Source organism: Streptococcus sp. Marseille-P6264, from assembly GCF_902460355.1.
Lineage (GTDB): Bacteria > Bacillota > Bacilli > Lactobacillales > Streptococcaceae > Streptococcus.
Genome location: NZ_CABPTO010000007.1, coordinates 1 through 23,878, shown reverse-complemented (window position 1 = coordinate 23,878; position 23,878 = coordinate 1). Strand labels below are relative to the sequence as shown.

Genomic DNA, 23,878 nt, shown 5'->3' with positions numbered 1-23,878 from the left:
AAAAGGGCTAGTTTTTTGATGGGAAGGAGCGGTAAATGGTTGAAAAAATGTCGAAAAAGTAGAAAATTTACATGGATTAAGTTTGTGAAACTGCTGTAATTATGCTATAATGATGGTATTCTTAAAGAAAGAGGGTGTAATTGTGGGATTTACAGACGAAACTGTACGTTTTAATCTTGATGATTCAAACAAAAAAGAAATTAGCGAGACTTTGACCGATGTCTACAAGTCACTCAATGATAAGGGCTATAATCCAATCAATCAAATCGTAGGTTACGTGCTGAGTGGAGATCCTGCTTATGTGCCTCGTTATAATAATGCTCGAAATCAGATTCGTAAATACGAACGCGATGAAATCGTAGAAGAACTGGTGCGTTATTATCTGAAAGGGCAAGGCATTGACCTCTGATGAGAATTATGGGACTAGATGTCGGCTCGAAAACAGTAGGTGTTGCAATTAGCGATCCGCTTGGCTTCACCGCTCAGGGACTTGAAATCATTCAGATTGATGAAGAGAAAGAGCAGTTCGGTTTTGAGCGTTTGACGGAGCTTGTCGAGCAATATAAGGTGGACAAGTTTGTGCTTGGCCTCCCTAAAAATATGAACAATACCAGCGGTCCACGAGTGGAAGCGAGTAAGGCCTATGGCGAAAAAATTGCCCAGCTTTTCCAAATCCCGGTCGAGTATCAGGATGAGCGTCTGACGACGGTGGCTGCTGAGCGCATGCTGATTGAACAGGCAGATGTCAGCCGCAGCAAGCGCAAAAAAGTGATTGATAAATTGGCGGCTCAGCTAATTTTACAAAATTATTTAGATAGAAACTTTTAGAAAGAATTGAGGAAACAATTATGGCACACGATCATAATCATGACCACGAACAGGCACAGCCTGAATTGATTACCTTGGTAGATGAGCAAGGTAACGAGAATTTATTTGAAATTCTTTTGACGATTGATGGCAAAGAAGAGTTTGGGAAAAATTACGTACTCTTGGTACCGGTCAATGCTGAAGAAGATGAGAACGGCGAAGTTGAAATCCAAGCTTACTCATTTACAGAAAATGAAGACGGAACAGAAGGCGAATTGGAGCCAATCCCAGAAGACTCTGATGCAGAATGGGATATGATTGAAGAAGTCTTCAACAGCTTTATGGAGGAGTAAAAAGGTCTGGGAGACCTTTTTAGCCCGAGCTTAAAAACTAGAAAGCGAGGAAGGTCCGGGGGACCTTTTTAGCCCGAGCCTGAAAACTAGAAAGCGAGGAAGGTCCGGGGGACCTTTTTAGCCCGAGCCTGAAAACTAGAAAGCGAGGAAGGTCCGGGGGACCTTTTTAGCCTGAACCTAGAAACTAGAAAATCAGCCAGCTTGAGAACTTATCTTAGCTTGGCCACAGCTAGTTCCTTTACGAAGAATAGAAAAGCGAGAAGCGAGTGGTGATTCACATTTGAAGTCCGCTTCGCTTCTCTTTTTATGTAGGAAAAGTGATGAATGAAATTGAAAAATGGTTGAACGGTCGTATTGGCTTAAACTTTCGTTCAGGTCTGGAACGGATGCAGAGAGCGGTAGATTTGCTGGGGAATCCTGAACGGGCTTATCCAGTCATTCATGTGACGGGAACGAATGGCAAGGGCTCTACCATTGCTTTTATGCGGAATCTATTTGCCGATCAAGGGAAAAAGGTAGCCAGCTTTACATCTCCGCATATGGTCAGCATTCATGATCGTATTTGTATCAATGGATTTCCAATTTCGGATGCTGATTTTGTTCGCTTGGGGCGGCAGATTCAGGAGATGGAGAGAGAATTGGTCAAGACGCACGACCAGCTATCCTATTTTGAAATTTTGACCTTGCTAGCCTTTCTTTATTTCAGAGAGGAGCAGGTTGATCTGGCTCTCATCGAAGTGGGAATTGGCGGACTCTTGGACACGACCAATGTCTTGGATGGGCAAGTTGCAGTGGTGACATCGGTGGGCTTGGATCATCAGGAAACGCTGGGGCAGACGCTTACAGCAATTGCGGAGCAAAAGGCTGGCATTTTCAAGAGCGGTCGCTCTGCAGTCATTGGTCCCTTGCCGGAGGAGGCTCGTCAGGTTTGTGAACAGCGAGCAGCAAGTTTGGACTTGGATTTGTATGAATACGGGCGAGATTTTTCGTTTTCTGATGGTTCTTTTAAGAATCAAGATCTTCTTTTATCGCATTTAATCTTGGGACTCCAGGGTGTTTATCAAGAAGAAAATGCAGCGCTGGCTTTGCAGGTTTTTCTGCTTTTTATGAAACAAATGAGCTGGGAAATTGATTTTTCTATGCTTCCTTCTTCTTTGCAGAAGACCCATTGGGCGGGGCGGCTAGAGGAAATTAGCCCGAATATCTATCTGGACGGTGCCCATAATTTACCAGCTTTGGCGCGTCTGGTCGAGTTTATTAAGGGACAGAAGGGCAAGACATGCAGCCTGTTGTTTGGAGCTTTGAAGCGCAAGGATTATAGCGGTATGCTGGCCTATTTGCAGGAGGCTCTGCCGGAGGTTCAGGTGACGGTGACCAGCTTTGACTATGGGGAATCTGTGGGGCAGGCAGAAGCTGCGGACTTTGATTATGTGGCGGATTATAGAGCCTTTATTAAGAATTTCAAACAAAAGCAGACGGCTGATCAAATTCTTTTTGTAACGGGCTCACTCTATTTTATTGCAGAGGTTCGAGCCTACCTCCAGAGTGTATAAGTTGACCATAGAAAGCCCTGTTTGGTAAAATAGAAGTGGAACAAAGAAAGGAGAAACAAAATGAAGGTTTCAAAAAAATTAGTTCTTTCAGCCCTCACGGCTATGACCGCTTTTGTATTGGTAGCTTGTGGCAATTCTGGTCAAAATCCATCCAATCAGGCTGCTCAATCTCAAGCGAGTTCCTCTGTTTCTCAGTCATCTGAGACAGTGTCATCAACTAGCAAGGCAGGTAGCAATACAAATAGTAGCGAAAATACTAGTAGTTCAGAGGCTTCTGCTTCCAGTCAAACGGCAGCTAGTGACTTGGATGGGACCTATAAGGCCACTCATGAAGGCGATGCCTTAACCCTAGAAGTTTCTGGAAATAAAGGAACCCTGACCAAGGTCGAACGCGACGGTGAGCAGGAAATTGAACAGGTGCAGGTTGATCCAACCAATCAAACCATGATCGTTGGAGATGACGTTAAGCGTTATCGTGTAGAGGGAAAACAACTGACTCTGGAAGATTTATCGCAGGAAAACGATGATGACGACACAATTGTCTTCACCAAGCAATAATTTTCAAAAAAGAATATCCTAAAAAGGCTGGACAGATGCTCCAGCTTTTTGTGTGTTTGGATAATGGAGTGCTATGGCTTTCTTTAATCTTGGACTAGAGACTGTTTTCTTTTAAAAAGTTTTGAAATTGTTGCTAATTATTGTTATACTAGATAAAATGTGAGATGAGGGAGGATTAGGATGAATCTAGGCAAGTTTCGTTTGCTGATGTCCAAGTATGGTTTTAGCATCATTATCATGTTGCTGGAATTATTTCTTGTTTTTGCGGCCTTTTTCTATTTTAGTCAGTTGGTTCCTAATTGGTTGTCAGCCCTTGTCATTGTTTCTTTATACATCGGGACTATTTTGACGATTGTCAATCGGAATATGCCTCCTGAAAGCAAGGTGACCTGGCTCTTGTTCGCAGTTGTACCTGTCTTTGGTTTTCTGCTTTATCTGATGTTTGGGGAGCGACGCCTTTCCAAAAAAGAAATCCAGCAGCTGGAAAAAATGGACTCAATGAAGTTTCGAGAGGACAACAGCTATGACCTGCGAGTCGAACTCAAGCAGGAAAATAAATCAGCCTTTGGCATTGTCAAGTCTTTGCTGAGTATGGATCACAATGCTGATGTCTACGATGGCACGACTTCTCAGTATTTCCCCCTTGGCGAAGAGATGTTTGAGGCCATGCTAGATGATTTGCGCTCAGCCAAGAAATTCATTTTTCTTGAATTTTATATCATTGATCCAGGTTTGATGTGGAATCGTATCCTTCAGATTTTAGTAGATAAAGTCCAGCAGGGAGTTGAAGTCAAGCTGCTTTACGATGATATTGGCTGTATGGCGACTCTCCCAGGAGATTACACGAAAAGGTTGCGCAAGATGGGAATTGATGCCCATAAGTTTAATAAGGTGATTCCACGGATGACGGTGGCCTATAATAATCGTGATCACCGCAAGATTTTGGTGGTCGATGGGCAAGTCGGCTATACAGGTGGTATCAATCTGGCAGACGAGTACATTAATCATATCGTGCGTTTCGGACATTGGAAAGATGGCGGTGTCCGTCTGGAAGGGCGAGCAGTAAAGGCCTTGACACGTCTTTTCTTGATGAATTGGTACATCAATCGCGGGGAAATTACAGACTTTGACCGTTATCACTTTGATAGCCAGCGAGTGGAAGGCAAAGGGCTTTATATTCCGTATGGTAGTGGCCCTAAGCCGATTTATAAGGAACAGGTGGGCAAGGCTGTCTACCAGAATATTATCAATCAAGCCATCGATTATGTCTATATTACGACCCCTTATTTGATTATTGACTATGATTTGACAGAGGATATCAAAAATGCAGCCATGAGAGGGGTGGATATTCGCATTGTGACGCCATTTATTCCTGATAAGAAGCTGATTCAGATAGTCACTCGTGGTGCTTATCCAGACTTGCTGGAGGCTGGTGTTAAGATTTATGAGTACACTCCTGGTTTTATCCACAGTAAGAACGTTATTTCGGATGATGAGTTAGCCGTGGTCGGAACTATTAATTTTGACTACCGTAGTCTGGTGCATCATTATGAAAATGCCGTCCTTATGTATCAAACAGAATCGATTGCGGATATTAAGCAGGATTTTGAAGACTTGTTTGATGTTTCCAAAGAAATCTCCCTTGAAACCCTTCAGAATAGCTGGTACCAGCGTTTACTGAAGGAAATCATGCAATTATTTGCTCCGCTACTTTAAAGAGGCTAGGACAAAAGTCCTAGCCTCTCAATTGTCTTTGGATTGTCGAGCAAGACGCAGTGGTTGAGTGGGCTCTACTAGGCTGATTTCATCAGCTTTTACAGCCCTACTCAACTGTGCAGAGGTGGGACGACGAAATCGAATTCTAATGAATTACCGATTTCTGTCCCACTCTCTTTTTTCTGTCTCTTGCTGAGATATTAGCTACGCATCATGCATTCTTGTGATTAGTACCTTTATTTTACGAATAGTAAGTAGGGGACAGAGAATCAGAGGAGAATTATAGATGGAAATAGCAAAAATAATTTATCGACTTCCTTGTCCAGAAGAGCGGCTAGTTTACTTGAAATTTCGCGATTTGGAGCGCTTGGCAAAGAAGAGACAGGAAAAGAAAGGGAGCCAAGATAAGGCTGACAGAAAGAGTGCTTTTTGATATACTATAGAGTATGGAAATCAAGGAGAACTTTTATGAATGATAGAAACCAACAGGAAAACGTGGAAATTTTAGTATCTATGTCCGCAGAAACCTGGCAAAATACGAGTGAGAGACGGCGGCTAGAGAAAATAATCGAGCCAGTTCCTTCTTTAAAACTATTTTTTTGGAGTATCTTGATCAGTTTGACCAGTGTCATCAATCCTCTACTAACCAGCTTGGCCACCAATTTGCAATCGCAAAATCTATATGCTGGCTGGGCCTTGACTCAGGGAGAAGTTGCCTATGCAAATATTTATGGAACTAGCGGTCTTCTCTACTATTTAGTAAGCTGGTTGGGGAATTTGTTTTTTGGTCAGCTATTGTTTTTACTTTTCCAAGTAGTGGCTTTGACCTTGGCAGGAATATATCTCTTCCAGACAATTTCACAAATAACGGTTAGAAGTGGTCTAGCTCGCCAGATTACAGTCCTGTTCTATTTGTTTGTGCTGACACTGGGATTTGGTGGAACTTATTCTATTATTTTTGCTTTTCCATTTATCTTTCGGAGTTTGTACCATCTTGTGAAATACTTACAAGGGCGTGTCCGCGATGAGTCTTTTATTCGTTTTGGAATGGTTGGAGCCTTGGCTTTTCTAATCGAGCCAGCTTTTAGTCTGCTCTTTTACTCATTGACGACGCTGTTTTTGCTTCTGTACAATATCGCTGACAAGCGAAAAGCGCGTGGTTTTTATCAATTGTTAGCAGGTCTATTAGGTTTTTCTTTAGTCTTTTATCCACTGGGCTACTATACAGTTTTGAATGGTTCTTTTGGTGTAGCGATTAGCCAAGCTACTTATGTTCTAGAGGCTTTTCGTCTTAATGGCAGCTATATATTAGATCATTTGCTCTATTATGGTTTGCTTTTCCTAGGATTAGGTTTTGCGACAGCGCTGATGACGGCTTTTGCTTTCAAAGAAGAACCAACTGCTGCGCGTGGTATGCGCTTCATTGGTTTGCTAGGTCTTCCTATCAGCTTTATTGGAGTTCTAGGCTTGCCAGAGAAGGGCGCTTATCAATTGTTGACAACTCTGCCTTTTGCCTTGCTGTTACTGGCCTTGTGGCTGGATACAGGTGGAGACAGGGATGGACATGAAAGACGCCACCGTAAGCCTACCCAGACTTCTGGCTGGAATCGTTACTTGGGCAAGCAACTCTTTTTGCCTTTGCTTGCGATGCTTTATCTCGTAGCTTATCCGTTTGTAAATGAGTATATTCTATCCAACAGAGTTTCAGCAGAGAGAAATCTGGCTGCCCAACATATTCGTGAAAACAGCACTAGCAAGGATAGCATTTATGCTTGGGACAATACAGCTAGCCTCTATAAAAAAGCGCAGCGTTTATCCGCTGTTTCTCTACTGAGTCCGTCGCTTTATACAGGAACGGAGGAAAATCGCATTTTCTTGCGTAATGCTTTAAACGAAGCAAGTCCAAAGTTTATTTTAGTCAATAAAGATGTGAAACTCTTTTCGGATGTGAAAAAGAAAATTTCTCAAGATTATGAAGAAGTGAACCTAAAACTCAATCACTTCAAGCTTTATCAAATCAAATAATTAAATCAATATGTTGTGTGTAAAATAAAAAAATAACAATTTTACCACAACATATTGATTTTTTATTTTGGAGTGATATAATGTTTGGTAGATGATTAATTGAGAAGAGGAAGTGTTTGTGATGATTTTAAGAGAAGCAAAATTTGATACAGCGCCTACCATCTACGTTGAGAAGCGAGACGGCCGGAGAGTAGCTTTTGATGTGACTAAGATCTATAAGGCTATGGTACGAGCGGCTCAGGAAGTCGGTCCGCTGAATCCGATGCTGGAAGCCAAGCTAGAAGCTATCACAGACCGTATTGTGGCAGAAATCAGCAGTCGCTTCGCTAAGTACGTCAAAATCTATGAGATTCAGAACATCGTTGAGCATGAGCTTTTGAATGCTAAGGAATATGCCATTGCAGAGAACTACATCACTTACCGCACCCAACGGGATTTTGAGCGCTCAAAAGCGACTGATATCAACTTTACCATCGACAAGCTCCTCAACAAAGATCGTACGGTGGTTAATGAGAATGCCAATAAGGACAGCGATGTTTTCAATACCCAACGGGATTTGACGGCTGGGATTGTCGGCAAATCCATCGGCCTTAAGATGCTGCCGCCTCATGTGGCCAATGCCCACCAAAAGGGGGACATCCACTACCATGATTTGGACTACAGCCCTTATACGCCAATGACGAACTGCTGTCTGATTGACTTTGACGGCATGCTGAAAAATGGCTTCAAGATTGGCAATGCAGAAGTAGAGAGTCCCAAGTCTATTCAGACTGCGACAGCGCAAATCTCGCAAATCATTGCCAATGTAGCTTCCAGCCAGTACGGTGGCTGCTCAGCCGATCGGATTGATGAAGTCTTGGCGCCCTATGCTGAGCTTAATTATCAAAAGCACCTCAAGGATGCGGAGCAGTGGGTTTTGCCAGATAAGCAGGAAGAATACGCCTGGGCGAAGACTAAGAAGGACATCTACGATGCCATGCAGTCGCTGGAGTATGAGATCAATACCCTCTTTACCTCTAATGGTCAGACGCCTTTTACCTCGCTGGGCTTTGGCCTGGGGACCAATCGTTTTGAGCGGGAAATTCAGAAGGCCATTCTCAATATCCGTATCAAGGGACTGGGAAGTGAGCACCGCACAGCGATTTTCCCTAAGCTGATTTTCACCCTTAAGCGTGGGCTCAATCTCGAGCCGGGAACGCCTAACTACGACATCAAAGAACTGGCTCTGGAGTGTGCCACTAAGCGTATGTATCCAGATGTCCTTTCCTACGACAAGATTATCGACTTAACTGGATCCTTCAAGGTACCAATGGGGTGCCGTTCTTTCTTACAAGGTTGGAAGGATGAAAATGGTCAGGAAGTCAATTCCGGCCGTATGAATCTTGGTGTCGTTACTGTCAATCTGCCGCGGATTGCGCTTGAGTCCGAGGGAGATTTGGATAAATTCTGGGAAATCTTTAACGAGCGGATGAATATCGCTGAAGACGCTTTGGTCTACCGAGTGGAGCGGACCAAGGAAGCTAGTCCAGCCAATGCACCGATTCTTTATCAGTATGGGGCTTTTGGCAAACGCTTGGGCAAGTATGATCAGGTAGACCAGCTCTTTACCCACCGTCGTGCAACGGTTTCCCTGGGCTATATCGGCCTCTATGAAGTGGCAGCAGTCTTTTACGGCGGTAATTGGGAGACCAATCCAGAAGCTAAGGACTTTACAGTTGCCATTGTCAAAGATATGAAGCGTCGGGTGGAAGAATGGTCCGAGCAGTATGACTATCATTTCTCTGTTTACTCGACACCATCTGAAAGCCTGACCGACCGTTTCTGCCGTTTGGATACAGAGAAGTTTGGCGTCGTTCCGGATATTACTGACAAGGAATACTATACGAACTCCTTCCACTACGATGTGCGCAAGAGTCCAACGCCTTTTGAAAAGCTGGACTTTGAGAAGATTTATCCTGAAGTGGGAGCCTCAGGCGGCTTTATCCACTATTGTGAGTACCCTGTGCTGCAGCAAAATCCTAAGGCGCTGGAGGCTGTCTGGGACTATGCTTATGACCGAGTCGGCTATTTGGGAACCAATACGCCGATTGACCGCTGTTATAAGTGTAACTTTGAGGGCGACTTCACGCCAACTGAGCGGGGCTTCACCTGTCCAAACTGCGGCAACAGCGATCCTAAGACGGTCGATGTGGTCAAGCGGACTTGCGGTTACTTAGGAAATCCGCAAGCTCGTCCAATGGTCAACGGCCGCCACAAGGAAATATCAGCTCGGGTCAAGCACATGAATGGCTCGACTATTAAGTATGAGGGAGATTAAGATGGGAAAGTATCAATTGGACGACAAAGGAAAGGCTCAGGTGCAGCGTTTCCATGAAAAGCATTCGCGGGGAGGCAATGACAAAAAAGAGCGATTGGCCAAACTGCGTCAGCAATTTTTAGAAAAGAACAAGAAATAATAGAAGTCAGAGTGGGGCGCAAGGCGGTCTCACTCTCTTCGTATCAGGAGGAACTATGGAGCTGAGACGACCGAAACTAGAAGACAAGGAAAAGATTTTAGAGATGCTGGCTGACTTTGAAGCGGCTGGTAGCCGACAGGATGGCTTCTTTGGCGGAGCGGATTTTGTTTATGAGGACTGGCTGGAGACGATTCAGCTAGCTGAAGCAGGTCTAGGCTTGCCACAAGGTTTTGTGCCTTATATTCAACTGGTCGCTTTTGCTGTGGATGGTCAGGCAGTGGGCTTTCTTAATTTGCGTTTGCGGCTCAATGACCATTTGCTCCAAGAAGGCGGGCATATCGGCTATAGTATCCGTCCGTCTGCGCGTGGGAAAGGATTGGCCAAAGAGCAGTTGCGGCAAGGTTTGCAAGTAGCTAAAGGTAAAAATATCAAACGTGCTTTAGTGACTTGTGATTGTGACAATGCTGCCAGTCGGGCAGTGATTCTGGCTAATGGCGGAACTTTAGAGGATATTCGAGCTGGTAAAGAGCGCTATTGGATTGATTTAGATTGAGGAAAGTTTATGAAGTTACGACGACCAACTTTGGAAGATAAAGATGCGATTTTAGAGATGATTGCGGAGTTTGATGCTGCAAAATCCTATATGCACGGCGGCATGGGCTCTACTTGGAAACGAGCAAAGGATTATGAGGATTGGCTGAAAATTGTAGAATGGAAGGAAGATGTGGCAAACTTGCCAGCAGGTTGGGTTCCTGCCATCCAATTTTTATCCTTTGATGAGACCGGCTTGCCTCTGGGCTTTTTAGCTCTGCGCCTGTCCTTAAATGACAAATTATTTGTGGAGGGTGGTCATATTGGCTATTCTATTCGACCTAGCAAACGTAGAAAGGGCTTGGCCAAGTTGCAGCTAGAGCTAGGGCTAGCAGAGGCTCGCAAGCAAGGACTGGAACGAGTGCTGATTACCTGCGATGAAGACAACGAAGCCAGCCGCCGTACCATTCTCTCTGCTGGCGGTGTTTACGAAAATACAATCGACAGAAGTCAGCGTTACTGGATAGAGCTAGATGGGGAGGTGTCATGAACAATCCCAAACCTCAAGAATGGAAAAGTGAGGAGCTGAGCAAGGGGCGAATCATTGACTATAAGGCCTTTAACTTTGTGGATGGCGAAGGTGTCCGCAACTCCCTCTATGTCAGTGGCTGTATGTTTCACTGTGAGGGCTGCTATAATGCAGCTACTTGGTCTTTCAACGCTGGCATTCCTTATACGCAAGAGCTGGAGGAGCAGATTATGAAAGACTTGGCGGAGCCTTATGTGCAGGGGCTGACCCTCCTAGGCGGCGAGCCTTTTCTCAATACAGGAATTCTCCTGCCTCTGGTCAAGCGGATTCGGAGAGAGCTTCCAGACAAGGATATCTGGTCCTGGACGGGCTACACTTGGGAGGAGATGATGCTAGAAACGGAGGACAAGCTGGAGCTGCTGAGTCTGATTGATATTTTGGTGGACGGCCGTTTTGATATCACGAAGAAGAATCTCATGTTGCAGTTTCGTGGCTCTTCTAATCAGCGTATCATTGATGTCCAGAAGTCCCTTCAATCAGGTCAGGTAGTCATCTGGGACAAGCTCAATGATGGCCTCCAAGCCTATGAGCAAGTTGATCGAGATGGCTTGTTATAATCGTCTAGATTGGAGCAAAACTTTCAGTATAAAATAGAACATTTTGTCCAACTTTGTCCACAATTTTTAAAATGTCCTTATTATATGCTAGCGGCTCTCTGGATTTTATGAGCAGAGTTCTATCTTATCTACCAGAATAAGGTGGTGTCAATGCCTTGATATCGCTTTATTTTTCTATGTTTTGGCTTGAATTCGATTTCAAAGTTGAAGTCGTTGACAAAAGAATAGGATTTTTTTACAATTATGTAATATTCTTAAGAATTTCTTAAAAAAGCCATGTTTTTATGCTATAATAGACTAGAGTAATTTCGCACAGAAAGTAGTAAGGTGAATGTATCAGAGAGCAAAAAAGTCTAAAAAGAAAAGCGATCGATTAAAAATAGTTAATAGCACCCTCTTGGGTGTTTATACTTTGTTAGCAGCCTTCTTGATTTTCACAATTTTCCGCTATCATTTTCTAGCTTTTCGCTATGTGAATATCTTAGTGGCAGCCCTCATCCTAGCAGTGGCGGTTCTATCAGGATTCCTGATTTTCAAGGGTAAGGCAGGCAAGACCACTAGTGCTATCCTAATAGTAGCCCTGCTTATGGGGTCTGTGTCTATGTATGCTGTAAAGGGTTTAGTCGACTTGTCGGCTGGCGTCAACTCTACTTCTAACTACTCTGAGTATGAAATGAGTGTCGTGGTGCCGGCAGATAGTGATGTTAAGGACCTCAAGCAGTTGACAAATGTCTTAGCCCCATCAGGAAATGACCAAGACAATGTCCAAGCGCTGATGAAAAATATCAGTCAGATACAAGGGCATGAGCTGACAGTAGATACAGCATCTTCTTATCTCGCTGCCTATAAGTCGCTGACTTCTGGTGAAGCCAAGGCTATGGTTCTGAATAGCGTCTTTGAAGATACGATTCGTGGTGAAGATCCTGACTATGCTTCAAAAATTAAAAAAATCTATACTTACAAGATTAGCAAGAAGATTGATACAGCTATTGGCAAGCAAGATCCGAATGCAGAGGTCTTCAATATCTATGTCAGTGGAATTGACACTTATGGACCAATTTCTTCTGTGTCACGCTCGGATGTCAACATTATCATGACAGTCAACCGTAAGACCAAGAAAGTCTTGCTGACAACAACACCACGGGATGCCTATGTTCCAATTGCGGACGGTGGCCTCAATCAGCCAGATAAGCTGACCCATGCAGGTATTTACGGCGTGGATGCTTCAGTTCACACCTTGGAAAACCTCTACGGCATTGATTTGAATTATTATGTGCGCCTGAATTTCACATCCTTCCTCAAGTTGATTGACTTGCTGGGCGGAATTGATATTGAGAACGACCAAGAATTCACTAGTCTGCACGGCAATTACCATTTCCCTGTAGGCAAGATCCATCTGAATTCTGACCAAGCTCTAGGCTTCGTCCGTGAGCGTTATTCTCTAAATGGTGGAGATAATGATCGTGGTAAGAACCAAGAAAAGGTTATTGCAGCAGTCATTAAGAAACTGACTTCGACAGATGCACTGAAGAATTACAACGCCATTCTTTCAGGACTACAGGATTCTGTCCAGACCGATATGAGCTTGGAAACGATGATGAATCTGATCAATACTCAGCTGGAGTCAGGTGGAAGTTATCATGTGACTTCTCAGGCCTTGACCGGAACTGGAAATACAGGTCTGCCTTCTTATGCCATGCCAGAAGCCAATCTCTACATGATGGAAATTGATCAAAACAGCTTAGCAGCAGCCAAAGCAGCGATCCAAGAAGTGATGGAAGGGAAGTAAAGCATGATTGATATTCACTCGCATATCATTTTTGATGTGGATGACGGTCCTAAGACGTTAGAGGATAGCCGACGTCTGCTAGAAGAGAGCTATCGTCAGGGCGTTCGCACCATTATTTCTACTTCTCATCGCCGAAAGGGCATGTTTGAAACACCTGAGGAAAAGATTGCAGCAAACTTCAAGCAAGTGCAGGACTTAGCCAAGCAAGTTGCTGACGACTTGACCGTGTTATATGGAGCTGAGATTTACTATACTAGTGATATCTTGCAAAAACTGGAAGAGGGGACATTTCCCAGTCTAGGCAGTACCAAGTATGTCTTGATCGAGTTTAGTATGAATACACCCTATAAGGATATTCACTCAGCCTTGGGCAATGTTATCCGCCTCGGCATGACTCCGGTGGTGGCCCATATCGAGCGCTATCACTGTCTGGAAAATGATGAAGATAGGGTCAGCGAATTGATCAATATGGGTTGCTATATGCAGGTCAACAGTTCAAATGTTTTGAAACCCAAGCTCTTTGGTGATCGTTACAAATTTATGAAAAAGCGTGTTCAGTTCTTTCTAGAACGGGACTTGGTTCATTTCGTTGCCAGCGATATGCACAATCTCGATGACAGACCGCCTTATATGCAAAAGGCCTATCAGATTGTCGCGAAAAAATATGGCGCTGAGCGTGCGGAAGAACTCTTTAAGACAAACCAAGAAATCTTATTAAGTAACGAGTTTATTTAATCAATCAAACTCTGGAGAAAGTAAATACATGAATCAAGAAAATCAAATGATCGAAATCGATGTGTTGTCTCTGTTGAAGACACTTTGGAAACGGAAGTTTTTAATCATCTTAACTGCCTTATTGACGGGGATTTTAGCCCTAGGTTACAGCGTTTTTATTGCTAAGCCTACTTATAAGAGCACGACGCGTATCTACGTTGTCAATCGTCAGCAGGGCGAAAATCCTACCTTGACCAACCAAGACTTGCAGGCGGGTTCTTATCTGGTAAAGGACTACAAGGAAATCATCTTGTCTCAGGATGTTTTGGCATCCGTCATTTCAGAATTGAAACTGTCAGGTTCGCCATCTGATTTGGCATCTAAGGTAACTGTGACCGTACCGACAGATACTCGGATTGTGTCTATTACGGTTACGCATGCGGATCCGGCAGAAGCAAGCCGTATTGCCAATACTTTGCGCGAAGTTGCTGCTGAGAAAATCATTGCTGTCACCAAGGTATCTGATGTTACAACGCTGGAAGAAGCAGAAACGCCAAAAACACCGTCTTCTCCGAACATCCGTCGCAATACCATCATTGGAGTGCTTGCGGGTGGTGTCTTGATGGTCATTGTAGTAGTGATTGTTGAGATCCTTGATGACCGTGTCAAGAAGCCAGAAGATATTGAAGAAGTCTTAGGAATGACCTTGCTTGGTGTCGTCCCAGATATGAATAAGGTAGGTTAGGAGATACAATGCCAATATTAGAGTTAGCAAGAAAGAAGAAAATGTCTATTTCACGGGTAGAGGAGTACTATAATGCTCTTCGAACCAACATCCAGCTTAGCGGAGAGAACATCAGAGTAATTGCTATTAGTTCCACTTTCCCGGGTGAAGGAAAGACAACAACTTCAACCAATCTCGCTCTGACCTTTGCTAAAGCGGGTCACAAGACACTTTTGATTGATGCAGATATTCGGAATTCTAAAATGTTAGGTGGAGTCTTTAAGAGTGATGGAAAAGTCACTGGTTTGACAGAATATCTGTCTGGGACTACAGATCTATCTCAAGGATTGTGCGAAACGGATGAGCCAAATCTTTTCGTTGTCTCTTCGGGGCAAATCTCCCCTAACCCGACTGCACTTCTTCAGAGTGATCGATTTGCAACGATGATGAACGTTTTGCGCCGTCACTATGATTATATTATTGTAGATACACCACCGATTGGTATGGTAGTAGACGCGACTCTTATTTCTAGGGTCTGTGATGCTAGCCTTTTGGTTGTGGCACCAAAGGAAGTTAAGCGGAAGATGGTTCAAAGATCTAAAATGCAGTTGGAACAATCCTCTACACCTTTTCTTGGTGTGGTCTTGAATAAATACAATGTTCAAGCAGATACATACGGTTTCTATGGTTCCTATGGACACTATGGGGATAATTTGAGTAAAGAATAGTAGAAAAGCGAGAAAAATATATGTTTAGAAAGCAAAGGGAAATCCAAGAGTTAGGAGTAGCTGTATTGGAACTGCTGGTGTCTATGCTAGCAGCGGTTTTAGTGAGCCTTATTTCTAATTCTGACTTGACAAGGACAAGTGTCTTTATCCTCTCTTTGCTTCATATCCTTGCTTTTTATATTAGTAATTATTTTCATCACTTTTTCCGTAGAGGTTACTTTGTAGAGTTTATCCAAACTTTAAAATACAGTGCCTTCTATGCTCTTTTTGTCACTTTTGCTTCCTTTATCATGGAGGAACATTTTTCTATCTCGCGCCGGGGGCTCATCTATTTTATCTTACTAAATGGCCTACTAGTTTACGCAGCCAATATTTTGTTTAAAAACTACTATTCGTCTATTCATGCTCGGTCAAAAAACAGTACGAAAGTTTTTGTCATTACTACAAGTTCTAGGATAGAAAAGTTTTTTGCTCAAATAGAAAAAGCACAAGACTTTGCTGGTCAGATAGTGGCAGTTACAGTAGTGGATGATCCTTCCTTTACAAGTTCTGCTTTTGATGTGGTGCCGGAAAAAGATATGATTGAGTATGCGACTCGGTCGGTAGTGGATGAAGTGTTTATCAATCTACCTAGCGATCTCTATCGCTTGGAAGATTTGATTTCTCAGTTTGAGCATATGGGAATCGATGTCAATGTTAATATCAATGCCCTAGATTTTCCAACCAATGGCGAGAAGCGCATTCGTAATGTGGCTGGTTTCAATATCGTGACGTTTTCGACTCGCTTTTATAGTTACTACCATGTTCTTTTGAAACGACTTCTAGACATTGTTGGTGCCCTATTTGGCTTATTGCTCTGTGGGATAGCTGCTATTTTCCTAGTGCCCCAGATCAAAAAAGACGGTGGTCCAGCTATTTTCTCTCAAGATCGAGTTGGAAAGAATGGTCGTATCTTTAAATTTTATAAATTCCGCTCCATGGCTGTGGATGCTGAAGAGCGTAAAAAAGAGCTGATGGCGCAAAATACGATGTCAGACGGTATGTTTAAGGTCGATAATGACCCTCGTATCACACCGATTGGACACTTTATTCGCAAGACAAGTCTCGATGAGTTGCCTCAGTTTTGGAATGTCCTCAAAGGCGATATGAGTCTGGTCGGTACGCGTCCGCCAACTGTGGATGAGTATGAAAAATACACGCCTGAACAGAAAAAACGTTTGAGTTTCAAACCAGGTATCACAGGCCTCTGGCAAGTCAGCGGCCGTAGTGAAATCACGAATTTTGATGATGTTGTAAAACTAGATGTGTCTTATATTGATGATTGGACCATCTGGTCAGATATTAAAATTTTACTAAAGACTGTTAAAGTCGTACTAATGAAAGATGGAGCAAAATAGGGATTATGAAAAGAGTGATTACTTACGGTACTTTTGACTTACTGCATTATGGTCATATTAATTTGCTAAAAAGAGCTAAGAGTAAGGGAGATTACCTTATTGTTGCAATCTCAACTGATGAATTTAATTTAGAAGAGAAAAATAAAGTTTGTTACTTTACTTATGAACAGAGAAAAGCTCTGGTAGAAGCAATACGCTATGTTGATTTAGTGATACCAGAATCAAGTTGGAATCAAAAAAAAGAGGATGTTCATAAGTACGATATAGATTTATTTGTAATGGGTGATGATTGGGAAGGGCACTTTGATTTTTTAGAGAATGAAGGTGTTGAGGTTGTCTATCTTCCACGCACGCCGGAGATTAGTACAACTAAAATTAAGTCAGAATTAAAGAAGTAAGGTGAGAATATGAAAATATGTTTAGTTGGCTCAAGCGGAGGACATCTAACACATTTATATTTGTTGAAGCCGTTTTGGGAAAAGAAAGAAAGATTTTGGGTAACTTTTGATAAAGAAGATGCAAGAAGTATCTTGGAAAATGAGACATTTTATCCTTGCCATTATCCTACTAATCGTAATTTAAAAAATCTTATTAAAAATACGATTCTTGCTTTCAATATTTTGAGAAAGGAACACCCTGATGTTATCATCTCATCAGGGGCTGCTGTGGCAGTTCCTTTCTTTTACTTAGGAAAACTATTTGGTGCTAAGACAGTCTATATTGAAGTTTTTGACCGTATTGATGCGCCAACCTTAACAGGGAAGTTAGTATATCCAGTAACAGATAAGTTCATAGTTCAGTGGGAGGAAATGAAAAAAGTATATCCGAAAGCAATTAATCTTGGAGGGATTTTCTAATGATTTTTGTGACAGTAGGTACTCATGAGCAACAGTTTAATCGACTTATTAAAGAGGTTGATAGATTAAAAGGTGAGGGACTTATTCAGGATGATGTTTTTATTCAGACAGGTTTTTCAGATTATGAACCAGTGTACTGCCAATGGAAGAATCTGATTTCTTATGACGAGATGAATCGCCATATGGATGAAGCAAATATTATCATTACACATGGCGGACCTGCAACATTTATGGGAGTGATTTCCAAGGGGAAGAGACCGATTGTAGTACCTCGACAAGAAAAATTTGGCGAGCATGTAAATGATCACCAAATGGAATTTTGCTTAAAGTTACTAGGCGAAGGATACGATCTAGTTGTAATCGATGAAATTGATAAACTTAATGAGAATATTAAATATTCAAAAATCCAGCAAGTTAGTTCTCATAATAGTCAGTTTACTAATGAACTGTCAGGTATAATTGAAAATATGTTTATATAAGATATGTGTGATTGCCGTTTTTTGTGTTACTAATAATTGTCACATAGTCAGAGCTTTTTAAACTATATCGTTATTAAATAGTGAATTTTATATTCTAATGATTACTATTCGTATTTGATAAGAAATAATGGAGAAGATGAATGAAAATTTTGCATATTCCAACGGGTGGCTTATTTTCAGATGGAATAGGGACGTTTATTTATTCTTATTTAGAATGTATGGATCTAGATAAATGGGAAGTGACAGTTTTAGCTACTAATATTCCACTGTTAGAAGATAAAGCAAAATTTGAGAATTTGGGTGTCCAGGTAGTAGTTCTAGAGCGGAAAAAAACTGCGATTATTCACTATATGCGTCAATTATACAAATTAATAAGAGCTAATAAATATGATATAATTCACGTTCATGGTAGTAGTTCTTTAATGTCAATCGAGCTATCTGTTGCAAAAATTGTAGGGGTCCCAGTAAGGATTGCCCATAGTCATAATACTACTTGTGACCATATAAAACTAGATAAAGCATTACGGCCAGTATTTCATAAGTTATATACGCAGGCATGGGCATGTGGGGAAGGAGCTGGGGAATGGCTTTTTACTAATAGAGAATATACTATTATTCATAATGCAAGAAATATAAAGCGTTATCAATTTAGTGAGTCCAAACGGCAACAATTTCGAAAAAAACTATCTCTTAAAGATACAACTCTTGCTTTAGGTCATGTTGGTCGCTTTAATGTTCAAAAAAATCATGAATTTCTGGTGTTATTAATGGAAAATTTAGTAATACAAGGATTAGATGTTAAATTATTTTTAGTGGGTGAGGGGTCAACTTTATCAAAAATTAAGAATATGGTTTCTGAAAGATCTCTAGAAGATAGGGTATTCTTTTTAGGTCATCTAAATGATATGAAATCATTTGTGTCTGCTATGGATATAATGCTTCTCCCAAGTCTGTACGAAGGTCTTCCTCTGGTATCAGTAGAATGGCAAATAAATGGAATACAATGTATCTTATCTGATACTATAACAAAGGAGTGTATCTTCACTAAACAAGTGGCTTCTTTACCAATCGAGACCCCTCTTTATTGGGAAAAAGCGATAAGAGATTTCTGTTCAGAAGATAGATTGAGACAATCAATTGAGAATCAAAGACTTGCGAGAGAAGCTGGTTATGATATTGAACTGGAATCAGTTGAATTGGTTACTCTTTATAATAGATTATTAAAAGGGATTAAATAGGAGAACAAAATGACAATATCTATTGTGTTATCTACATATAATGGGGAGAAACATATCGTTGAGCAATTAGATTCTTTAAAAGACCAAACTATTTCAGCCGACGAGGTTCTCATTTGTGATGATTGTTCTACGGATGATACTGTCAAGATTATAAAAAATTATATCGAGAATCATAAATTAAGTAATTGGTCAGTGACTATTAACAATAGAAATAAAGGTTGGAAAAAAAATTTTTATGATTTACTAATAAAAGCAAAAGGAGATATTATTTTCCCTTGTGATCAAGATGATATATGGCACTTAGATAAACTTGAAAAAATGTCTAAAATCATGCAAAATGATCCAAGTATATTATTACTATCTTCAAATTATTCTCCGTTCTATGATGGGAAGGGAAATACAATTAACTTAGATCATACTGATTTAGATGATAGTGGTAGAGTATACGTACCAGATTTTAAAAGATTTTTCTTTTATATCCGAAGACCTGGTTGTGTTTATGCTATTAATAAAAGTTTAATTACTTACTTCAAAGAATTTCATGATGATAGAGATCCACATGATGCTTTACTTTGGAGACTAGCAGCTATGCTTGGAGGTCTCCGTTTATATGCATATTCGACAATTGATTTCCGAAGACACAGCAATAATGCAACAGGTGAAAAAGTAAGAGGATATTTAAAGCGTAAAGAACAGATAGACTACTATTATAATATGTTACAAAGGCTAGAAAGATTTAATAGTAATTATAACAAGGATAAAAATGAGAATGAGTACAAAATATTCAAGGAATATCAAAAATGGATAATGTATAGGAAGAGATTATATACAGATAGAAAATTAATATATTGGTTTTATTTGTTTAAGTATAGAAGCTTATATTGGTCTATTAAATCATATTTTGCAGATTTGATAATCTTTATAAAAGGGAAATGAGAATGAATAATGAATTACAAAAATTACATCAGTTAGAACTCCTTCTTGCTGATGAGTTAGTTAGGATTTGTAAAAAATACAATTTGCCAATTTTTATGTTAGCAGGCACAGCCCTAGGAGCTATTAGACATAGAGGATTTATTCCATGGGATGATGATATGGATTTTGGTATGCTTCGCTCAGATTTTGAAGAATTTAAAAATATTTGTAATATTGAACTTGATAAAAGTAGATTTTTTTTACAGTCAGATGAAAATGATAAGTTTTATCCTTTCAATTTTATAAAAATAAGATTAAATGGGACTAGTGTTTTGGAAGAATTCTCTCAAAAAGCAGATGTTCATACTGGTATCTATATAGATATTTTTCCTATTGATAATGTCTCACTTAATCCAATAAAACGTTTTTTTCAGCTAAAAGGTTTTTGGTTTTTTAGAAACCTTCTATGGATAAAGTGTGGCTATGGAGAAGACGATAGAAAACAGGGAGTTAGATACAGAGTTGGAAGAATATTTTCAAGTTTTTTCAGTATTTATTTTTTAAAAAAAGCAAAAAACTATTTTATTACTCTTGCCAAAAATGAAGATGCCGATTATGTTGTAGTAAGTGATGGTAGCTACGGTTTAACAAAGGAGACATTTCCCAAAAAATGGCTCCAAGAATCTGATGTTTATATGTTTGAAGATAGATTGTTTACGAGCTTTCAGAACATAGATATATATTTGAAACATTTATATGGAGATTATATGCAACTTCCCCCAGAAAGTTCAAGGAATCATCACAAACGCTTAAATGTTAATTTTGGTATTTATGGAGAAAATAAAAATGACGTTTAAAGTAAAATCAAGTGAATTGTTGTTTGCGTTTGCTTATTACCCGTGGATATTAGCTTGGATATTGACTGCAACTTTTTATAAAGATTTTTTGTCTCCATATGCTTTTATTAATATTTGGCAGTATGTAGGTTTGATATTCCTATTTATAAAATTGATACTAGAGTCAAATAAGATATCTTATTTATTATTATCAATTTTAATGGGAATAATCGGAATTATAATAACTATTGGGAATGGCAATGCTTCATTTGTTGCTTACAGCATATTTTTAATACTGTCTTCTAGAACTATAGAATTTGATAATCTTGTAAGGAATACAATGATTTGCCAACTTGTAATAGTTTTTATGACAGTATTAGGAGCTATATTTAATATACTTCCTAACTTAGTAGAAACATCGGTTGCGACTACATTTATTAGAACTAGATATTCTTTGGGATTTACTTATTCGACATTTCTTCCTAATTTTTTCACAAGTATAGTATTAGAGTATGCGTATTTGAAAAAAAGAATGAAATGGACAATTACTGAATTAATTATCGTTGGAGGGTTTAACTTTATTATATATCAATATACACAAACTAGAACAGGTTATATTTTGGTTTGGGGAATTTTGTTAGTTTTTTTATGGGATAGAATTAAAGGTATAGACTTTTCTAAAACGATTTTACGAGGAGTATATATAGGTATATATATACTTTCAGCGTTATTAGCATTGATATTGACAATAAAATACTCTCCAAACAATCCCTTTTTGAATTCATTAAATGTAATATTAAGTCAAAGGTTACGTTTTGGGCAATTAGGATTGCAAACGTATCCTGTAACTCTTTTTGGAACAAATATAAAATGGGAATCATCAAGCTCTTCATACTTTTATATTGATTCGTCATATATAAATATGCTGATAAGTTACGGTGTTGTGTTATTTGCTATTATATTAATTAGCTACAGTTACTTAATTTGGAGGTTGGTTCAATATAAAGAATTCGTATCTCTTGTTATTGTACTAATTTTTTGGGCATTGAGGGCAATTATAGATCCTCAACTATTTTTATTATGGCATAATCCATTTCTTTTCCTTTTGCTAGGAAGCAACCTCCTTGATAAGATAAATATGGATAGAGAGAGTAAGAAACATGAAGATAACGTTCTGTTTACCGTCAATTAGTCGAAAGCCTATCGGTGGTTATAAAGTTGTTTTTGAGTATGCTAATCAATTAGTGGCACTAGGACATGAAGTTAATATATTCTTCTTAGTAGATAAACAATTATCAAAAATTACTAGTTCCAATTTTATAAAAAGAATAATTGGTAATATTTTTAAGAGACCTAAATGGTTCACTTTATTACCTCAGGTTATTTTGAAGGTGACACCTTATTCTGATGGAAGAGATATTCCAAAAGCAGATTTCGTATTTGCTACTGCAATTAGTACAGTCGATTTCGTTAAGAAATTGGATAATACAAAAGGCCGTAAAGCCTATTTGATACAGGGATTTGAAAATTGGGCCATGTCGGATGAAGAAGTAAGAAATACTTATAGTTATGGTATGCTAAATATCGTTGTTTCTAAATGGCTAAGAGATATTGTAGTAAAGACGGACAAAAATGTGAAGCTCATTTCTAATACTATTGATACAAATAAGTTTTATGTAGAAAAAGATATTAGTTCACGTAACCCATATCAGTTAGCTGCTTTATACCATGTAGATGAGCATAAAGGTTTTCCTATAGCTTTCGAAGCTATAAAAAGAGTGAAGTCGCAGTTCCCTGAATTGCAATTAGCTTTGTTTGGAGTTCCTGCAGAACCAAAATTTTTAGAAGATTGGATTACCTATAAACGTGCAGCAACTCCTCTACAGCTAAAAAAAATATATAATGCCGCTTCTATATTTGTTTGTGCAAGTATAAATGAAGGATTCGGACTTACTGGGGCGGAGAGCATGGCTTGTGGATGCGCATTGGCATCAACCGCGTATGCAGGTGTCTTTGAATATGCACGACATAATGAAAATGCATTGCTTTCAGACATAAATGATATAGATTCATTGACTAATAATATCATTAGATTAATTGAGGATCAAGAATTAAGGTTGCGCATTGCAAAGCAGGCTAGTGAGGATATGAGAGGAAATTCGTGGCATACTAATGCCATTAAACTTGAAGAAATTTTAAAAAATGAATTATTAGGAAGTTGTGGAGATAAATATGAATAAGGAAATTATTCTATCGGTTGGCATCCCGTCATATAACATATCGGATTATGTGATAAAATGTTTAGAAAGTTTTTCAGAAGTTTCACAAGATTTTTATTGTAAATTTGAATTAATTTTTGTGAATGATGGTAGTAAAGATGATACAGTTCAAGTAATTGAAGAATTTTTATCAAAAAGCTATTTGAATGCTAGAATCATTACTAAAGAAAATGGTGGTCACGGTTCAGCGGTTAATAGGGGTATCGATGAGGCTATAGGGAAGTACTATTTAAGTCTTGATGGAGATGATTGGATAAATCCTAAGGATTTTGAAAAATTGCTTATTAATTTATCTAATGAAGAGGCTGAAGTAGTATTTACAAATTTCACTGAACAGCATGTGTATAATAATACTGTTATAAATCATAGATACAATGAATTATATCCTGCAAATCAGCTAACATCATTTTTAGAGTTAACAACTATAATGCCAATGCATAGTGTTATTTATAAACTTGAGCTCTTACGAAAGAATAATATACGACTTACAGAAGGGATATATTATGTGGACAATGAGTACATCTTATATCCATTTATATTTGCCAAAAATTTCGTCTATTACAATTTAGATATTTACCAATATTTAATTGGTAGAGCTGGACAAAGTATGAATACTGCCAACTTAGTAAAAAATAATGAGCATTTTATAAAATTATTAGCTTCAATTTTTTTGTTTATCAATAAAAATAAAAAGCAAAATAATATATTTTTTAGAATTGTTGCGAGAGAGATATCTGATCGCTATATTCAAACTTCTTACTTATACAGTCCACATTC

General features: G+C 39.5%; 27 protein-coding genes. All 27 read left to right on the top strand.

Features of this window, described 5'->3' with window-relative positions; all coding sequences use genetic code 11:
• Window positions 1-142: 142 nt before the first annotated feature.
• Complete coding sequence (locus tag FZ941_RS08930; RefSeq protein ID WP_005592119.1) at window positions 143-409, top strand: IreB family regulatory phosphoprotein; 267 nt, start codon at window positions 143-145, stop codon at window positions 407-409.
• On the top strand, window positions 409-828 hold the full coding sequence (ruvX, locus tag FZ941_RS08925; RefSeq protein ID WP_005591497.1) for a Holliday junction resolvase RuvX: 420 nt from the start codon (window positions 409-411) through the stop codon (window positions 826-828). The genes FZ941_RS08930 and ruvX overlap by 1 nt, the downstream gene beginning before the upstream one ends.
• Before the next feature lie 20 nt (window positions 829-848).
• Complete coding sequence (locus FZ941_RS08920; protein WP_005591498.1) at window positions 849-1,160, top strand: DUF1292 domain-containing protein; 312 nt, start codon at window positions 849-851, stop codon at window positions 1,158-1,160.
• Window positions 1,161-1,480: 320 nt separating this feature from the next.
• Window positions 1,481-2,713: a folylpolyglutamate synthase/dihydrofolate synthase family protein gene (locus tag FZ941_RS08915; RefSeq protein ID WP_148887620.1), complete on the top strand. Its 1,233-nt coding sequence runs from the start codon at window positions 1,481-1,483 to the stop codon at window positions 2,711-2,713.
• A 60-nt stretch (window positions 2,714-2,773) separates the two neighbouring features.
• Window positions 2,774-3,271: an SP_0198 family lipoprotein gene (locus tag FZ941_RS08910; RefSeq protein ID WP_148887619.1), complete on the top strand. Its 498-nt coding sequence runs from the start codon at window positions 2,774-2,776 to the stop codon at window positions 3,269-3,271.
• A gap of 180 nt (window positions 3,272-3,451) precedes the next feature.
• Window positions 3,452-4,987 carry a cardiolipin synthase gene (gene cls, locus FZ941_RS08905; RefSeq protein WP_148887618.1) on the top strand — a complete coding sequence of 512 codons (1,536 nt, stop codon included), beginning with the start codon at window positions 3,452-3,454 and terminating at the stop codon, window positions 4,985-4,987.
• A 286-nt stretch (window positions 4,988-5,273) separates the two neighbouring features.
• Entirely contained in the window at window positions 5,274-5,420 is a 147-nt protein-coding gene (locus FZ941_RS10620) for a hypothetical protein (protein WP_187418412.1), read from the top strand.
• 35 nt (window positions 5,421-5,455) lie between these two features.
• Entirely contained in the window at window positions 5,456-7,012 is a 1,557-nt protein-coding gene (locus tag FZ941_RS08895; protein ID WP_148887617.1) for a heme transporter CcmD, read from the top strand.
• A 121-nt stretch (window positions 7,013-7,133) separates the two neighbouring features.
• Window positions 7,134-9,329, top strand: a complete 2,196-nt coding sequence (nrdD, locus tag FZ941_RS08890) for an anaerobic ribonucleoside-triphosphate reductase (RefSeq protein WP_148887616.1) — start codon at window positions 7,134-7,136, stop codon at window positions 9,327-9,329.
• 1 nt (window position 9,330) lies between these two features.
• A complete protein-coding gene (locus FZ941_RS08885; RefSeq protein ID WP_187418411.1) occupies window positions 9,331-9,468 on the top strand; it encodes a hypothetical protein in 138 nt (45 codons plus the stop codon).
• A 55-nt stretch (window positions 9,469-9,523) separates the two neighbouring features.
• Window positions 9,524-10,021 (top strand): GNAT family N-acetyltransferase, encoded by a 498-nt coding sequence (locus FZ941_RS08880; protein WP_048766240.1) that lies wholly within the window; start codon window positions 9,524-9,526, stop codon window positions 10,019-10,021.
• Window positions 10,022-10,030: 9 nt separating this feature from the next.
• Window positions 10,031-10,549: a GNAT family N-acetyltransferase gene (locus tag FZ941_RS08875; RefSeq protein WP_148887614.1), complete on the top strand. Its 519-nt coding sequence runs from the start codon at window positions 10,031-10,033 to the stop codon at window positions 10,547-10,549.
• Window positions 10,546-11,145: an anaerobic ribonucleoside-triphosphate reductase activating protein gene (nrdG, locus tag FZ941_RS08870; protein WP_015605938.1), complete on the top strand. Its 600-nt coding sequence runs from the start codon at window positions 10,546-10,548 to the stop codon at window positions 11,143-11,145. Before FZ941_RS08875 ends, nrdG begins: the two co-directional genes overlap by 4 nt.
• A 331-nt stretch (window positions 11,146-11,476) precedes the next feature.
• Window positions 11,477-12,934 carry an LCP family protein gene (locus FZ941_RS08865; RefSeq protein ID WP_148887613.1) on the top strand — a complete coding sequence of 486 codons (1,458 nt, stop codon included), beginning with the start codon at window positions 11,477-11,479 and terminating at the stop codon, window positions 12,932-12,934.
• A gap of 3 nt (window positions 12,935-12,937) precedes the next feature.
• Window positions 12,938-13,669, top strand: coding sequence for a capsular polysaccharide biosynthesis protein Cps4B (gene cps4B, locus FZ941_RS08860; RefSeq protein WP_148887612.1), 732 nt, complete (start codon window positions 12,938-12,940; stop codon window positions 13,667-13,669).
• A gap of 28 nt (window positions 13,670-13,697) precedes the next feature.
• Window positions 13,698-14,393, top strand: coding sequence for a CspC family polysaccharide chain length determinant protein (locus FZ941_RS08855; RefSeq protein WP_148887611.1), 696 nt, complete (start codon window positions 13,698-13,700; stop codon window positions 14,391-14,393).
• An 8-nt stretch (window positions 14,394-14,401) separates the two neighbouring features.
• Window positions 14,402-15,100, top strand: coding sequence for a tyrosine-protein kinase (locus FZ941_RS08850; protein ID WP_148887610.1), 699 nt, complete (start codon window positions 14,402-14,404; stop codon window positions 15,098-15,100).
• Window positions 15,101-15,120: 20 nt separating this feature from the next.
• Window positions 15,121-16,497 (top strand): sugar transferase, encoded by a 1,377-nt coding sequence (locus FZ941_RS08845; RefSeq protein ID WP_148887609.1) that lies wholly within the window; start codon window positions 15,121-15,123, stop codon window positions 16,495-16,497.
• A gap of 5 nt (window positions 16,498-16,502) precedes the next feature.
• Window positions 16,503-16,895: a glycerol-3-phosphate cytidylyltransferase gene (gene tagD / locus FZ941_RS08840; RefSeq protein WP_148887608.1), complete on the top strand. Its 393-nt coding sequence runs from the start codon at window positions 16,503-16,505 to the stop codon at window positions 16,893-16,895.
• Between the two features lie 9 nt (window positions 16,896-16,904).
• The gene (pssD, locus tag FZ941_RS08835; RefSeq protein WP_148887607.1) at window positions 16,905-17,354 is read left to right on the top strand and encodes a PssD/Cps14F family polysaccharide biosynthesis glycosyltransferase; all 450 of its coding nucleotides are present in this window, start codon (window positions 16,905-16,907) and stop codon (window positions 17,352-17,354) included.
• Window positions 17,354-17,833, top strand: a complete 480-nt coding sequence (locus FZ941_RS08830) for a glycosyltransferase (protein WP_148887606.1) — start codon at window positions 17,354-17,356, stop codon at window positions 17,831-17,833. The genes pssD and FZ941_RS08830 overlap by 1 nt, the downstream gene beginning before the upstream one ends.
• A 140-nt stretch (window positions 17,834-17,973) precedes the next feature.
• Window positions 17,974-19,071, top strand: a complete 1,098-nt coding sequence (locus FZ941_RS08825) for a glycosyltransferase family 1 protein (RefSeq protein WP_148887605.1) — start codon at window positions 17,974-17,976, stop codon at window positions 19,069-19,071.
• A 9-nt stretch (window positions 19,072-19,080) separates the two neighbouring features.
• Complete coding sequence (locus FZ941_RS08820; RefSeq protein ID WP_148887604.1) at window positions 19,081-20,007, top strand: glycosyltransferase; 927 nt, start codon at window positions 19,081-19,083, stop codon at window positions 20,005-20,007.
• Window positions 20,008-20,009: 2 nt separating this feature from the next.
• The gene (locus tag FZ941_RS08815) at window positions 20,010-20,843 is read left to right on the top strand and encodes a phosphorylcholine transferase LicD (RefSeq protein WP_187418410.1); all 834 of its coding nucleotides are present in this window, start codon (window positions 20,010-20,012) and stop codon (window positions 20,841-20,843) included.
• The gene (locus FZ941_RS08810) at window positions 20,833-22,014 is read left to right on the top strand and encodes a hypothetical protein (protein ID WP_148887602.1); all 1,182 of its coding nucleotides are present in this window, start codon (window positions 20,833-20,835) and stop codon (window positions 22,012-22,014) included. The genes FZ941_RS08815 and FZ941_RS08810 overlap by 11 nt, the downstream gene beginning before the upstream one ends.
• Window positions 21,983-23,062 carry a glycosyltransferase family 4 protein gene (locus FZ941_RS08805; protein WP_148887601.1) on the top strand — a complete coding sequence of 360 codons (1,080 nt, stop codon included), beginning with the start codon at window positions 21,983-21,985 and terminating at the stop codon, window positions 23,060-23,062. The genes FZ941_RS08810 and FZ941_RS08805 overlap by 32 nt, the downstream gene beginning before the upstream one ends.
• A partial coding sequence (locus tag FZ941_RS08800; protein ID WP_148887600.1) for a glycosyltransferase family 2 protein occupies window positions 23,055-23,878 on the top strand: 824 nt, incomplete at its 3' end. The genes FZ941_RS08805 and FZ941_RS08800, both read left to right, overlap by 8 nt.